Raw genomic sequence first — 12,908 nt, forward strand, 5'->3', positions numbered from 1 at the left:
CCGCGGCTCACGCCTCCTCGAGCTCCTGCAGGAAGGCGCGTCCGCGCTCGCTCGTCGGCTGCTGCAGCACCTGGGTCGGCGGGCCCTGCTCCGCGATGCCGCCGTCGGCCAGCAGGACAACCCGGTCCGCGGCCTGGCGGGCGAAGCGCATCTCGTGCGTCACCACCACCATGGTCATCCCCTCCGAGGCGAGGTCACGCATGACGCTGAGCACCTCACCCACGAGCTCGGGGTCCAGCGCGGAGGTCGGCTCGTCGAAGAGCATGACGGCGGGGTCCATGGCCAGGGCCCGCGCGATGGCGACACGCTGCTGCTGCCCGCCAGACAGGTTGTCCGGGTAGGCGTCGGTCTTGTGCTCCAGCCCGACCCGTTCGAGCAGGCTGCGAGCCTTCTCCCGGGCCTGCTCACCGCTGCGGCCGAGCACCTCGCGCTGGGCCACCGCGATGTTCTCCCCCACCGTCATGTGGGGGAAGAGGTTGAAGGCCTGGAAGACCATGCCGATCCGTGACCGGATGTGGTTCAACCGCTTCTCCGTGTAGGCGAGCTCCTCGCCATCCACCTCGATGCTGCCCTCGGTGATCCGCTCCAGCCCGTTGATGCACCGCAGCAGGGTGGACTTGCCGGCGCCCGAGGGGCCGATCAGCGTCACCACCTCGCCGCTGGTGACGTCCAGGTCGATCCCGTCGAGGACGGTCGTGGTCCCGAACCGCTTGACGATGCCGCGCATCCGGACCAGGGGTGTGTCGTCGCTCATGATGTCGCAGGCCTCCTGTGCTTGCTCAGCCGGTGCTCCAGGGCGTTGACCGCCGCCGTCAGCGCCAGCACGATGGCCAGGTAGAAGACGGCGACCGCGATGTAGGCCTCCATCTCCTGGTAGGTGCTCGCCGCCACGTTCCGCGAGGTCTGGAACAGCTCGGTCATGCCGATGAAGGAGACCAGCGAGGAGTCCTTCACCGCGATGATGTACTGGTTGCCCAGCACCGGCAGCGTCGTCCGCAGCGCCAGCGGCGCCTGGACCCGCTTGAGCGTCTTCATCTTCGACATCCCGAGCGAGCGGGACGCCTCGGTCAGCCCCTTCGGCACCGCCTGGAAGCCCGAACGGATGATCTCGGCGATGTAGGCCGAGTTGTGGAACGCCAGCGCCAGCGCCCCGGCCCAGAAGGCCGGGAGCGTGACGATCATGGTCAGGCCGAAGTAGATGATGAAGATCTGGGTGATCAGCGGTGTGCCGCGCACCAACCCGATGTATGCGGTCGCGAGCCACCTCAGCACCCGCACCTTGCTCATCGCGAGGGCCGCGATCAGCGCACCGAGGACCATCGCCATGGCGATGGCTGCGGCGCTGATTCGCAGGGTGACCCAGGCGGCCTCGGTGAACAGCGGCGCATACTCCACGAACAGGTCGAAGAAGCCCACGGGCCGGCGTCCCTCAGTCCGTGGTCGTCGCGGCGTCGTCGGTGCTGCCGGCACCGTCGTCGGTGGCGCCACCGGAGCCGGAGATGTCCTGGCCGAAGTACTCGGTGCTGATCTCGCCGTAGGTGCCGTTCTCGACGATGGTGGCCAGCGCCGTGTTCAGCTCCTCGACCAGCGCGGTGTTGCCCTTCTTCACCGCGAACGCCGGCTCCTCGGTGTAGAGCGGGTCGCCGCAGGGGACGAGGTCGAGCCCGGCCTCGTTGATCTGGTAGAGCCCGACGAGCCGGTCGGTCATCGCCGCATCGAGGCGACCGGTCCCGACGTCCCGCAGCGCCGTGATGTCGGAGGAGAAGGTGCGGACCTCGCCGACCCAGTCGCCGCCGTTGTCGTTGAGCCAGTCCTGGTATGTCGTACCGGCCGCGACCCCGATGGAGGGCTGGTCCATCTGGTCGAGCGAGGTGCACTCCGTGCCGCTGGCGACGAAGGCCTGGGCACCCGAGCTGTAGTAGCCGTCGCTGAACTCGACCTGGGTGGCCCGCTCCTCGGTCGGCGTCATCGAGGCGATGAGCACGTCGTAGCGGTTCGCCCCCAGTCCGCCGATGAGGGTGTCGAAGGCCCCGGTCTGGGGCACCATCTCCAGGCCCAGCTCGTCGGCGATGGCCTGGCCGATGTCGTGGTCGAAACCGGTGAGGGTGTTGCCCTCGAAGTAGCTGAACGGCTGGAACTCGCCGCTCATCGCGACGACGAGCTCGCCGTCGTTGATCAGCTGTGCCTCGGAGGCGTCACCGGTGGAGCCGGCGCCGGACTCGGAGCCTCCCCCGGCCCCGCTGTCGGTGGAGCCGTCGTCGCCGCAGGCGGCGAGGACGAGGGACGAGGCGGCGGCGAGCGCCACCAGGCCGGCACGGAAGGACGTGGTTGCCATTGCTGCAGAACTCCTGCGGTCGCGGGGGCGGCAGGAGCACGCCCCCTCGGGTGCCGGACGGGACCGGCCTGCGGCTCACCCGGCCTCGGCCCGGGGACCGTCAAGGCTCCCGGGCGGGCTCGAGGGGCGGCGCGGCCCGTCAGCCCTCCCACCATGGCAGGTCGTGAAAGGGTCTCCGAACCCGAACGGCCGAGGGTTGACGATGACGGGTCGACCTGCTATCACACACCCGGTGACCTGCGACGCAGCCCCAAGCGGACCGCGAGCGCCCCGGCGGGACCGTTATCGGATCGTGACCTCAGCGCAACGGTCCGTGACCGCTGCCGCTCGGGATCGAGCTCGGGTCGTGCCGCACCTTGGAGGTCTGCTGACCGGCGGCCTTGAGGTCGCGGCGCAGCTCGTTGGGCAGGGCGAAGAGCAGCGACTCCTCGGCCGCCGTCACCGCCGACACATCGGCATATCCGCGAGCCGCCAGCCAGTCCAGCACGTCGCGGACGAGGACCTCGGGGACGCTGGCCCCGCTGGTGACGCCAACCGTGGTCACGCCCTCCAGCCAGGCCTCGTCGATCTCGTCGGCGTAGTCGACCAGGTGCCCGTCGCGCGAGCCGTACTCCAGCGCGACCTCGACCAGCCGCTTGGAGTTCGACGAGTTCTGCGAGCCGACGACGATCATGAGGTCGCAGTCGGAGGCCATCTGCTTGACGGCGACCTGCCGGTTCTGGGTCGCGTAGCAGATGTCGTCGCTGGGCGGGTCCTGCAGCTTCGGGAACTTCTCGCGCAGGCGGCGGACCGTCTCCATCGTCTCGTCGACGCTGAGGGTGGTCTGGGAGAGCCACACGACCTTCTCCGGGTCGCGGACCTCCACGTGGTCGACGTCCTCGGGGCTCTCGACCAGGGTGATGTGGTCCGGTGCCTCCCCCGCGGTGCCCTCCACCTCCTCGTGCCCCTCGTGCCCGACGAGCAGGATGTCGTAGTCGTCGTCCGCGAAGCGGACCGCCTCACGGTGCACCTTGGTGACCAGCGGGCAGGTCGCGTCGATCGTCTTGAGCGAGAGCTGGCGGGCCTCCTCGTGCACCGTCGGGCTGACGCCGTGCGCGGAGAAGATGACGCGGGCGCCCTCGGGCACCTCGTCGGTCTCCTCCACGAAGATCGCGCCGCGCTTCTCCAGGGTCCGGACGACGTGCTTGTTGTGCACGATCTCCTTGCGCACGTAGACCGGCGGGCCGTAGAGCTCCAGCGCCTTCTCCACCGTCACGACGGCCCGGTCCACCCCGGCGCAGTAGCCGCGGGGCGCCGCCAGCAGCACGCGCCTGCCCGTCCGGTCAGCAGCCGCCTCCGGCACGTCCATGGTCTCGGTCGGTCGGGTCGAGGGTGTTGCAGAAGTCACGGGACAAGTCTAGGTGCTGAGGCTGGACGGTCCGTGAACGCCGACGACGGCCTCCCGCAGCGTGGACGCGACCGCCTCCGCGTGGGTCGACGGCATGAGATGGGTGGCGGCCGGGACCGTGACCACACGGGCTCCGCCGGCCGCGCGCGCGAAGCGGCCCGCGTGGATGCGCATCTGGTCGAGCTGACCGTTGACGATGGTCACCGGGCACCTCACCGCCCGCAGCAGCTCCGGGCGGGCCTCACGCATGACCAGGTCCCACGCCGCCGGCAACGCCGCGTAGGCCGCGCCGTCCGGGAGCGCGTCGGCGTGCTCGCCCCGCGCCCCGAGGAGGCGCATCAGCGCGTTGGCCGCGCCAGCGGTGCGGTCCGCGCCAAGGACGGGCAGCGCCCGGGCGAACCCCCGGTAGACCACGGTCAGCGGTCCCCGCGGGTCGGCACTCGCCCCGACGAGGACGAGACCGCCCAGCGCGTCGGGGTGCCGCGCGGCCCACATCATCGCGAGGTATCCCCCGAGCGAGTGACCTGCCAGCACCGGCGGACGACCCCGACCCACGGCTCCGCCGCCGGCCTCGGCGACGGCCGCCCCGATGGTCGCCAGCGCCGACTCGCGGGTGAAGGGCTCGGCGACGCGCGCACCATGACCCGGCAGGTCCACGGTCACCAGGTCGATCTCGGGCAGCAGCGCCCGGTAGGGCTCCCACTGCGCCCGGCTCATCCGGGTGCCGTGCAGCAGCACCATCGCGGGCCGCCGCGCCGTTGCGTCCTCCGGCATAGGCAGGAGTGTGCCCCGCCGCAGGACCCAGGTCGACCGGGGATGTCGCGCCCCGGCAGGAGATCCACGGTCGGCTCCACCGAGGTATGCCCGCTCCGACCGGGGACGTCGCGCCCCGGGCGGACATCCACGGTCGGCGCGGGCACGCGGCATACCCTGGCGTCGTGCCGACGCCCTCGTTGCCCCCGACCGCCCGGGAGACCACGGCCTCCTCGCCGTGGCCGGTGCGCACGCTGTCCATGAAGATCAGCGACTACGTCGACAAGATGTCGCCGCTGTGGGTCGAGGGCCAGATCGTCCAGCTCAACCGGCGCCCGGGGATGTCGACCGCCTTCCTCACCCTGCGCGACACCGATGTGGACATGTCCCTGTCGGTGGCGCTCCCCACCGGGGCCCTGGACGCGATGCCCGCACCCCCGGAGACCGGTGCCCGCGTCGTGGTCCACGCCAAGCCCACCTTCTGGGCCAAGCGCGGCACGCTGCAGCTCGAGGCACGGCAGATGCGCCACGTCGGCGTCGGCGAGCTGCTGGCGCGGCTGGAGCACCTCAAGCAGCTGCTGCGCAGCGAGGGTCTCTTCGAGCCGGGGCGCAAGCGGGCGCTGCCCTTCCTCCCCCGCCGGGTCGGGCTCATCACGGGCCGCGCCACCGCGGCCGAGCGGGACGTCCTCGCCGGTGTCGCCCGCCGGTGGCCCGCGGCGGTGGTCGAGGTGCGGCAGGTGGCGGTCCAGGGCACCGACACGGTGTCCGCGGTCACCGCAGCCCTGCGCGAGCTGGACGAGATGCCGGAGGTGGAGGTCGTCGTCATCGCACGCGGCGGCGGCTCCTTCGAGGACCTGCTGCCCTTCTCCAACGAGACCCTGGTGCGGGCGGTGTCCGCCGCGCGGACCCCCGTCGTCTCGGCGATCGGGCACGAGAGCGACAGCCCGCTGCTCGACTTCGTCGCCGACCTGCGTGCGTCCACCCCCACCCACGCTGCGGCGGCCGTCGTCCCCGACGTCGCCGACGAGCTGCGCGGGCTGACCACGGTGCGGACCCGCGCCCGACGTGAGATGGCTACCCGCGTCTCCCGCGAGCGGGAGCGGCTGCGCGAGCTCATGGCGCGCCCGGTCATGGCCGACCGCGCCGCGATCGTCGCCCAGCACCGGCGGGAGGTCACCGAGGCCCACCGCCGGGGCCGTGCGGTCCTGGAGGGTCGCCTCGACCTGGAGCGCGACCGCAGCGACCAGCTGGTGCGGCACCTGCGGGCGGTCTCCCCCCAGCACACGCTGCAGCGGGGGTATGCCGTCGTCCGCCACGGCGACGGCGTCATCGTGCGCGACCGGGACGAGGTCGACGCCGACGAGCTGCTGCGGGTCACCGTGGCGCACGGGGACTTCGCGGTCCGGCCGGTGGGCCGCTGACGCGACGAGCAGCCGGTCGAACCTACGCCCGCAGCCGGCTCAGGCGTCGGTGGGCGGCCCCTCCGGCGCGGGCTCGGGCGCAGGCTCGGGCTCCATGGGCCCTGGCTCGGACGGGGCGGGCTCCGCCGGGCCGGGCTCGGAGGGTCGTGGCTCGTCGGGAGCCGGTTCTGAGGGCCTCGGCTCGGACGGGGTCGGCTCGGGCGGGGTGGGCTCGGACGTCTGCGGTTGGTCGCTCATCGCACGCTCCTGCTCCTCGGTCGTGGTGCCTCGCACCGTACCGCCGGGCAGGGCCGGTGGCTCGCCGGAGCGTCGCAGCTGCCGGATACCCTGGCCCGATGAGCGAGTCCAGGGACGAATCCACCCCCGCGACCCCCGTGGTCGAGCTCAGCTACGAGCAGGCCCGCGACGAGCTGGTCGCCCTGGTCGCGCGGATCGAGTCGGGCCAGGTGCCGCTCGAGGAGGCCATGACGCTCTGGGAGCGCGGCGAGGAGCTCGCCGCGCACTGCCAGACCAAGCTCGACGCGGCGCAGGAGAGCCTCGACCGGTCCACCCAGGACGGCCGACCGCCGGACGGGACGGCCGCGGAGGACCCCGACGACTAGATGTACTGACCGGGCACGTTGGTCGAGAGAGTGTGACGCGCTGATCTGAGTGATGGCGCACGAGGGCCTCCCGCGGTGAAGTGGAACTGTCTAGGTATCCGCTCTGCTCACAGGAGGCCCTCGTGTCCCACGCTAACGCTGCTCTGACTCCACGGGCTCGGCTCACGGTCGCCCGTCTGGTGATCGATCAGCACGTTCCGATCGCGGAGGTAGCGGCCCGGTTCCAGTGTTCCTGGCCCACGGTCAAGCGGTGGGCCGACCGGCACACGGCCGGTGAACCGCCCCGGGTTCCGCCACCCCGATGAAATCACGAGGTTAGGCGAGCGCGGCGAGGAGACCTTCCTTGAGGCTGGTGGTGGGGCGTCCGATGAGCGCGGAGAGCTCGCCGGTGGCGCCGGCGAGGAGGCCGTCGGCGATGTTCGCATCCAGGGCCGCCATCAACCGCGCGACCTCCTCGGGCATTCCGGTGCCGGTGAGCATCTCGACAAGCGTCGGTCCGTCCACACGCTGGTAGGTGACGGGTTTGCCGATGATCTGGCCGATCGTGGCGGCGAGTTCGTCATAGTCCCACGCCTGGTCCCCGGAGAGCTCGTACACCGTGCCACTGTGCCCCGCGCCGACCAGCACGGCGGCAGCGCCGTCGGCGTAATCGGCGCGGGAGGCGCTGGCGACACGGCCGTCGCCGACCGCCGCGACAACGGCTCCGGTCTGGCGGGCAGTCGCCACCTGCGGCAGATAGTTCTCGGTGTACCAGCCGTTGCGGAGGATCGTGTAGTCCAGTCCTGACGCGGTCAGGTATTCCTCGGTGGCCTTGTGCTCGGCCGCGACCACGAGCTCGCTCGTGGTCGCCTTGGGTGCGCTCGTGTAGACCACGCGACCCACTCCCGCGGTCCGAGCGGCGTCGATGACATTGACGTGCTGCGGCACGCGCTGGCCGACCTCGCTGCCCGAGACCAGCAGCAACGTCTCCACGCCGGTCAGCGCCGACTCCAGCGCGGCGCGGTCTTCGTACGAGGCGACGCGCACCTGCACGCCCTTCGCCGCCAGGTGCTCCGCCTTCTTCTGGTCACGGACCAAGGCGACGAGACTCGCCGCGGACCGGGACTCGAGCAGCTTCTCGATCACAAGGCCTCCGAGGTGACCGGTGGCGCCGGTGACGGCGATCAACGAATCCGACATAGAACACTCCTCAGTTGGTGACGGCGATTCAGTTGGTGACGGCGATGAACCCGAGCACTGCGCTGGCAACCGCCAGCACGCCGAGAATGGCGGGGAACAGCGGGGGCTCCTTGCGACGAATGTGGGTCACGACGGCGCCGATCATGATGATCGCAAGGCCGATCGCCGCGATCGGCGTCAGCACCGGCACGATCCCGGTGAGCAGGGGGACGATGAGGCCAACGGCGCCGAGGACCTCGAGCGCGCCGATGAGCTTGACGGTGCCGGCGGAGAAGTCTTCGACATAGCTCATACCGGACGCGGCCAGGGCGTCTTTGCCGCGCAGGAGCTTCATGCCCCCGGCACCGAGAAAGGCCAGGGCGAGCAGGCCGTTGATGATCCAGAGTGCGAGGAGCATGCAGGTTCCATTCTGCGAGTGGAAGCGTCGGCCCCCCCGTGACGGGAGTAGGTCCGCCGATCCAGACGATCACTTGTCGCGTCAAGTATAACATGGGTGCTTGTCGCAACAAGCAAAGTGAGACTGCTCGCAAGGATTGCCACATGCCGAGTATGGACGAGCTCGAGTCCCGGGCATGGCGTGGACTCATCCGACCTCCATGCAGAAGCGGCCCGACAGACGATGGGCTGGCGCTTCGCGTCGTCGGAGGATCGTGACGCGATTATCGGGATGATCACCGACCAGGCTGAGGCTTCCTCGTTGCGGCTGACACCGCCGGAACTGGCGTCTTCTCCAGACCCGTTCCGGCGCGAGGACGGATCGAGTGTGTTCCGTCCGAAGGCGTCCACCGTGTACTCCTCCGAACAGGTGCTCGCGGCCGAAGACCGTCTCATCGCCGCTGCCGAGACCCGCACCGCGCGCGGCGTGTTGCTGAGCTTCATCGAGGACGCTGCGCGAGGAACCCGCCGCCAGCATGCGCTGACCGCGGATCAAGAGCAAGCGATCGCGCAGGTCGCCGTGTCAAATCGGGTCCTGGACGTGCTTGTCGGCCCGGCCGGGGCAGGGAAGACGACCGCCATGAGCGCGTTGCGCCGCGCCTGGGAACGTCAGCACGGCCGAGGCAGCGTGATCGGCCTGGCCCCGTCTGCCGCCGCCGCCGAAGTGCTCGCTGGCGATCTCGGGATCAGCACGGAGAACACGGCGAAGTGGCTCTACGAGCACCGGCACGGCGCGTGGTCGCTGACGGCCCGGCAGCTGGTGATCATTGACGAGGCGAGCATGGCCGGAACCCTCTCCCTCGACGCGATCACCCGGCACGCCGCCGAGGCCGGCGCGCAAGTCCTGCTCGTCGGCGACTGGGCACAACTGAGCGCGGTCGAGACGGGCGGCGCATTCGGCCTGCTGGTCTCCGCCCGCGAACCCGCTCCGGAACTCACCGATGTGCGCAGGTTCCGCAACGAATGGGAGAAGGGCGCCTCCCTGGGACTGCGCATCGGCGACACAGACGTCATCGACACTTACCTCGCCCAGGACAGGGTCCACGATGGTGGCTACGACGATGTGCTCGACTCCGCATATCGGGCTTGGCAGGCAGATCCAAGGGCATGTCTCCAAAGGCTGAGCGTCGGGGTCGCCGAGTGTGGACCTCGTGAATCGTGAAGCGCTTCTTGAGGATGAGCAGTGGGCGTTGATCGAGCCTCTGCTGCCACCGCAACGGCCCAGGACGGGCCGGCCGATGCGCGACCACCGGCAGGTGGTCGAGGGTGTGATCTACCGGTACCGCTGCGGCCTGGCCTGGCGTGACCTGCCTGCATCGTTCGGGCCGTGGCAGACGGTCTGGAAGCGCCACCGGCGCTTCAGCCAGGACGGCACGTGGGACAAGATCCACCAGGCGCTGCTGACCCGGGCCGACGCCGACGGGCAGGTGGAGTGGACGGTGAGCGTGGACTCCACGATCAACAGGGCGCACCAGCACGCCATCAACCTGCCGCGGGAGAAGCCTGCCGAGGAAGAGAGCGAGACTGTGCCGCAAGACGCTGCGGCGTCCGCGCTCACCGAGGTCCTCGGCCAGGTCAGGGGGGCTGAACCGAATCACAAGAAGCCTGGTCAGGACGGGTGGGCGGACCTGTACACCGAGCCGCTCCATCACGGCATCGGCCGCTCCCGTGGAGGACTGTCCAGCAAGATCCACCAGCTCGTCGACGGACGCGGAAGACCCCTGGTGTGCTCGTCGGACCAGGTCAGGCCAACGACTCCCCAGTCTTTCCCGAACTCCTCGGTCGCTTGAACGTGGCGCGCTGCGGCCCGGGTCGCCCGCGCACCACGCCCGCGGCGGTGCTGGCGGACAAGGCCTACTCCGCCCGTTCCCCCCGCGCCCTGCTGCGCGCGCGAGGGATCAAGGCCGTCATCCCCGAACCCTCCGACCAGGTCCGCAACCGCGAACGGCGCGGCTCCCGCGGCGGCCGACCACCAGCCTTCGACGCCGAGGCCTACCGCGACCGCAACGTCGTCGAGCGCTCCTTCAACACCGTCAGGCAATGGCGCGGACTGGCCACGCGCTACGACAAGCTCGCGATCGTCTACCGCGGCGCCGCCGTCCTACGCGCAATAACGATCTGGCTAAGGCACCTTGAGAGACACGCCCTAGTCGCGCGCCTGGATCGTCTCGAGCAGAGCCCGCGCCTCGTCCTCCTGCGCAGTCCCGTGGACGATCACGGTGCCTGCGTCCTCGGTGTCGAGGACCCAGGCGTTCTGGGCGTTGCCGGACTCGGCCTCCCACGCCTGCCACTGCTGCTCACCGTCGGGCCCCGGGAGCAGGGTCTGGCCCACCTGCTCTCCCCCCGAGAGGACCGCGTCGCGCCAGGCCGGGGTGACTCCGTCCGCCTGGTGGATCGCGAGGTACTCCCCCTCCGGCGTGACGTAGGAGACGTGCCAGGTCGTCACGTCCTCCAGCGGCTCGAACCACACCACGGTCGGCGACCACTCCTGCCCCGGCTCGGGCACCCAGACCGGCCAGTCGGCCTGGTCCACCGCGTAGGCGGCGGTCGAGGCGACCTCCACCCGGCGCGGCTCCTGCTCGGTCGGGTTGTAGGTGAGCGACCACCAGACGAGGACCAGCGCCAGCACGAGCACCGTGGAGTAGACCATGTTGCGCACGGTGTACGACGCCAAGCGCTGGCGCCGACGGTCCGGTGCAGGCGCGGCGGCCGGTGGGCCGGCGGGGGTGGGGTGCGGTCGCTCGCTCACCCCTCCATGGTCGCACCCGACGGCTGGGGTCGGCGCCGGGCGGACCCGATAGGGTGGCGCGCAGCAGCGTTCCGACGAAGGAGGGCCCATGGCCGACCGCTCACCGAAGACGACCGACCAGGTCCTCCCTGACCGCAACCTCGCCCTCGAGCTGGTGCGCGTCACCGAGGCCGCGGCGCTGGCGGCCGGCCGCTGGGTGGGGCGCGGCGACAAGATCCTGGCCGACAACGCCGCCGTCGAGGCGATGCGCAAGGTCATCTCCCAGGTCGCCATGGACGGCGTCGTCGTCATCGGCGAGGGTGAGAAGGACGAGGCGCCCATGCTGTTCAACGGCGAGTCGGTCGGCGACGGCAACGGCCCCGCCGTCGACGTCGCCGTCGACCCGATCGACGGCACCACACCTACCGCCAAGGGCATGGACAACTCGATCGCGGTCATGGCCGTGTCCGAGCGCGGGACGATGTACGACCCGTCGGCGGTGTTCTACATGGACAAGCTCGTCGTCGGGGCCGACGTGGCGGACCGGGTGGACATCCGGCTCCCGGTGCAGGAGAACCTGCGCCGCATCGCCCGCGCCAAGAAGAGGTATGTCGAGGACCTCACCGTCATCATGCTCGACCGCCCCCGCCACGACCGCTACACCCACGAGGTGCGCGAGGCCGGGGCACGGCTGCGCTTCATCACCGACGGGGACGTCGCCGCCGCCATCGCCGCGGCCCGCGAGGGATCCTCGGTCGACATGCTCATCGGCATCGGCGGCACCCCCGAGGGGATCATCACCGCCTGCGCCATGAAGGCCATGGGCGGGGTGATCCAGGGCCGGCTGTGGCCCAAGGACGACGAGGAACGCCAGAAGGCCATCGACGCCGGCCACGACCTCGACCGGGTGCTGTCCACCGACGACCTCGTCACCGGGGACAACTGCTTCTTCGTCGCGACCGGCATCACCACCGGAGAGCTGCTCCACGGTGTCCGCTACGGCTCGGGCACCGCGGTCACCCAGTCGCTGGTCATGCGCTCCCGCTCCGGCACGATCCGCGAGATCACCTCGCACCACCGGCTGGACAAGGTCGCCGCCATCGCCGACTCGCTCGCCCCGGACGCCGTCTGATGGCCGCCGTGCTCACGGTGGGCGAGGCGCTCATCGACATCGTCGTGCCGCACGGCGACGGCGAGCGCAGCGAGCACGTGGGGGGTTCCCCCGCCAACGTCGCGATCGGCATCTCCGCCCTCGACCACGACAGCCGGCTCACGGCATACCTCGCGCCGGACGAGCACGGGGACCGGGTCCGCGAGCACCTCGAGCGGCACGACGTCCGACTCACCGAGGGCTCCCTGCGCGCCGACCACACCTCGACCGCGACGGCGCACCTCGACGCGGACGCCGTCGCGACCTACGAGTTCGACCTCGCCTGGGAGGTGGGACCGCAGGACCTCTCCGGGGTCGGCCACGTGCACACCGGCTCCATCGCCGCCACCCTGGAGCCGGGCGGCTCCGAGGTGGTCCGGCTCATCGAGAGGGCGCGGGAGAGCGCCACCGTGTCCTACGACCCCAACGCGCGCCCCTCGATCATGGGAGACCCGCGGGACACACGGCAGCGGATCGAGGAGTGCCTCGGCCGCAGCGACGTGGTCAAGGCCAGCCTGGAGGACGTCGAGTGGCTCTACGGCGAGGACGTCGACGTGGTGCAGGTCGTCCACGAATGGGGTCAGCTCGGGCCTGATCTCGTGGTGGTGACCCGCGGCGGCGACGGCGCCGTCGTGCATCTCTCGCGCGACGACACCACGCTCGAGCTGCCCTCCCTCACCGTGCAGGTGGTGGACACCGTCGGCGCCGGCGACTCGTTCATGTCCGGGCTGCTGAGCGGCCTGCTCGACGCAGGGCTGCTCGGCTCCCCGCAGGCCCGCACCCGGCTCGCGCACGCTGACCTGGAGGACATCGCGCCGGCGCTGGAGCGGGCGGTGGCCTGCGCCGGCTTCACCGTGGCGCGCGCCGGGGCGGCAGCCCCCACTCGCGCCGACCTGGGCCTGGCCTGACCCACCGCCC

General features: G+C 71.0%; 13 protein-coding genes and 3 pseudogenes. 7 read left to right on the forward strand and 9 right to left on the reverse strand.

What is annotated here, in order from left to right; translation table 11 throughout:
• Nucleotides 1-7: 7 nt before the first annotated feature.
• From FU792_RS11675 to FU792_RS11695, 5 genes are all read right to left on the reverse strand, one after another.
• Nucleotides 8-754, reverse strand: coding sequence for an amino acid ABC transporter ATP-binding protein (locus FU792_RS11675; RefSeq protein WP_022926234.1), 747 nt, complete (start codon nt 752-754; stop codon nt 8-10).
• Entirely contained in the window at nt 751-1,416 is a 666-nt protein-coding gene (locus tag FU792_RS11680) for an amino acid ABC transporter permease (RefSeq protein ID WP_022926235.1), read from the reverse strand. The genes FU792_RS11675 and FU792_RS11680 overlap by 4 nt, the downstream gene beginning before the upstream one ends.
• 13 nt (nt 1,417-1,429) lie before the next feature.
• Nucleotides 1,430-2,335, reverse strand: coding sequence for a transporter substrate-binding domain-containing protein (locus FU792_RS11685; RefSeq protein ID WP_022926236.1), 906 nt, complete (start codon nt 2,333-2,335; stop codon nt 1,430-1,432).
• A gap of 298 nt (nt 2,336-2,633) precedes the next feature.
• A complete protein-coding gene (locus FU792_RS11690) occupies nt 2,634-3,683 on the reverse strand; it encodes a 4-hydroxy-3-methylbut-2-enyl diphosphate reductase (protein WP_022926237.1) in 1,050 nt (349 codons plus the stop codon).
• A 48-nt stretch (nt 3,684-3,731) separates the two neighbouring features.
• Nucleotides 3,732-4,496: an alpha/beta fold hydrolase gene (locus tag FU792_RS11695; RefSeq protein ID WP_022926238.1), complete on the reverse strand. Its 765-nt coding sequence runs from the start codon at nt 4,494-4,496 to the stop codon at nt 3,732-3,734.
• 86 nt (nt 4,497-4,582) lie between these two features.
• Here FU792_RS11695 and xseA point away from each other — a divergent pair, with 86 nt between their 5' ends.
• A complete protein-coding gene (xseA, locus tag FU792_RS11700) occupies nt 4,583-5,896 on the forward strand; it encodes an exodeoxyribonuclease VII large subunit (RefSeq protein ID WP_022926239.1) in 1,314 nt (437 codons plus the stop codon).
• A 39-nt stretch (nt 5,897-5,935) separates the two neighbouring features.
• On the opposite strand, the gene FU792_RS16805 is transcribed toward xseA, so the two are convergent.
• Entirely contained in the window at nt 5,936-6,133 is a 198-nt protein-coding gene (locus FU792_RS16805) for a hypothetical protein (RefSeq protein WP_157609223.1), read from the reverse strand.
• Between the two features lie 98 nt (nt 6,134-6,231).
• Here FU792_RS16805 and FU792_RS11705 point away from each other — a divergent pair, with 98 nt between their 5' ends.
• Entirely contained in the window at nt 6,232-6,498 is a 267-nt protein-coding gene (locus FU792_RS11705) for an exodeoxyribonuclease VII small subunit (RefSeq protein WP_022926240.1), read from the forward strand.
• A 122-nt stretch (nt 6,499-6,620) separates the two neighbouring features.
• A pseudogene (locus FU792_RS11710) lies at nt 6,621-6,779 on the forward strand (helix-turn-helix domain-containing protein); the annotation flags it as partial.
• 34 nt (nt 6,780-6,813) lie between these two features.
• Here the strand turns inward: FU792_RS11710 and FU792_RS11715 are convergent.
• Entirely contained in the window at nt 6,814-7,677 is an 864-nt protein-coding gene (locus FU792_RS11715) for an SDR family oxidoreductase (protein WP_033419131.1), read from the reverse strand.
• 28 nt (nt 7,678-7,705) lie between these two features.
• The gene (locus FU792_RS11720) at nt 7,706-8,074 is read right to left on the reverse strand and encodes a DoxX family protein (RefSeq protein WP_028131252.1); all 369 of its coding nucleotides are present in this window, start codon (nt 8,072-8,074) and stop codon (nt 7,706-7,708) included.
• Nucleotides 8,075-8,266: 192 nt separating this feature from the next.
• Here FU792_RS11720 and FU792_RS11725 point away from each other — a divergent pair.
• Nucleotides 8,267-9,253: pseudogene (locus FU792_RS11725) on the forward strand (AAA family ATPase); the annotation flags it as partial.
• A gap of 10 nt (nt 9,254-9,263) precedes the next feature.
• Nucleotides 9,264-10,262, forward strand: a pseudogene (locus FU792_RS11730) (IS5 family transposase).
• Here FU792_RS11730 and FU792_RS11735 read toward each other — a convergent pair.
• On the reverse strand, nt 10,259-10,861 hold the full coding sequence (locus FU792_RS11735; RefSeq protein WP_161600249.1) for a DUF4245 family protein: 603 nt from the start codon (nt 10,859-10,861) through the stop codon (nt 10,259-10,261). The pseudogene FU792_RS11730 and the gene FU792_RS11735 sit on opposite strands and share 4 nt — an antisense overlap.
• Before the next feature lie 88 nt (nt 10,862-10,949).
• On the opposite strand from FU792_RS11735, the gene glpX reads away from it, so the two are divergent.
• Together glpX and FU792_RS11745 are read left to right on the forward strand one after the other, a co-directional pair.
• The gene (gene glpX / locus FU792_RS11740) at nt 10,950-11,972 is read left to right on the forward strand and encodes a class II fructose-bisphosphatase (protein ID WP_022926242.1); all 1,023 of its coding nucleotides are present in this window, start codon (nt 10,950-10,952) and stop codon (nt 11,970-11,972) included.
• Nucleotides 11,972-12,898, forward strand: coding sequence for a carbohydrate kinase family protein (locus FU792_RS11745; protein ID WP_022926243.1), 927 nt, complete (start codon nt 11,972-11,974; stop codon nt 12,896-12,898). Before glpX ends, FU792_RS11745 begins: the two co-directional genes overlap by 1 nt.
• Nucleotides 12,899-12,908 lie beyond the last annotated feature (10 nt).

The sequence above is a fragment of the Serinicoccus marinus DSM 15273 genome (assembly GCF_008386315.1).
GTDB classification, from domain to species: Bacteria; Actinomycetota; Actinomycetes; order Actinomycetales; family Dermatophilaceae; genus Ornithinicoccus; species Ornithinicoccus marinus.

Bases quoted from the DNA above. Each gene is read 5' to 3' on its own strand.
- FU792_RS11685 (WP_022926236.1), bottom strand. From the start codon at position 2,335: ATGGCAACCACGTCCTTCCGTGCCGGCCTGGTGGCGCTCGCCGCCGCC.
- FU792_RS11705 (WP_022926240.1), top strand. From the start codon at position 6,232: ATGAGCGAGTCCAGGGACGAATCCACCCCCGCGACCCCCGTGGTCGAG.
- xseA (WP_022926239.1), top strand. From the start codon at position 4,583: ATGCCCGCTCCGACCGGGGACGTCGCGCCCCGGGCGGACATCCACGGT.
- FU792_RS16805 (WP_157609223.1), bottom strand. From the start codon at position 6,133: ATGAGCGACCAACCGCAGACGTCCGAGCCCACCCCGCCCGAGCCGACC.
- FU792_RS11695 (WP_022926238.1), bottom strand. From the start codon at position 4,496: ATGCCGGAGGACGCAACGGCGCGGCGGCCCGCGATGGTGCTGCTGCAC.
- FU792_RS11715 (WP_033419131.1), bottom strand. From the start codon at position 7,677: ATGTCGGATTCGTTGATCGCCGTCACCGGCGCCACCGGTCACCTCGGA.
- FU792_RS11745 (WP_022926243.1), top strand. From the start codon at position 11,972: ATGGCCGCCGTGCTCACGGTGGGCGAGGCGCTCATCGACATCGTCGTG.
- FU792_RS11675 (WP_022926234.1), bottom strand. From the start codon at position 754: ATGAGCGACGACACACCCCTGGTCCGGATGCGCGGCATCGTCAAGCGG.
- glpX (WP_022926242.1), top strand. From the start codon at position 10,950: ATGGCCGACCGCTCACCGAAGACGACCGACCAGGTCCTCCCTGACCGC.
- FU792_RS11690 (WP_022926237.1), bottom strand. From the start codon at position 3,683: ATGGACGTGCCGGAGGCGGCTGCTGACCGGACGGGCAGGCGCGTGCTG.
- FU792_RS11720 (WP_028131252.1), bottom strand. From the start codon at position 8,074: ATGCTCCTCGCACTCTGGATCATCAACGGCCTGCTCGCCCTGGCCTTT.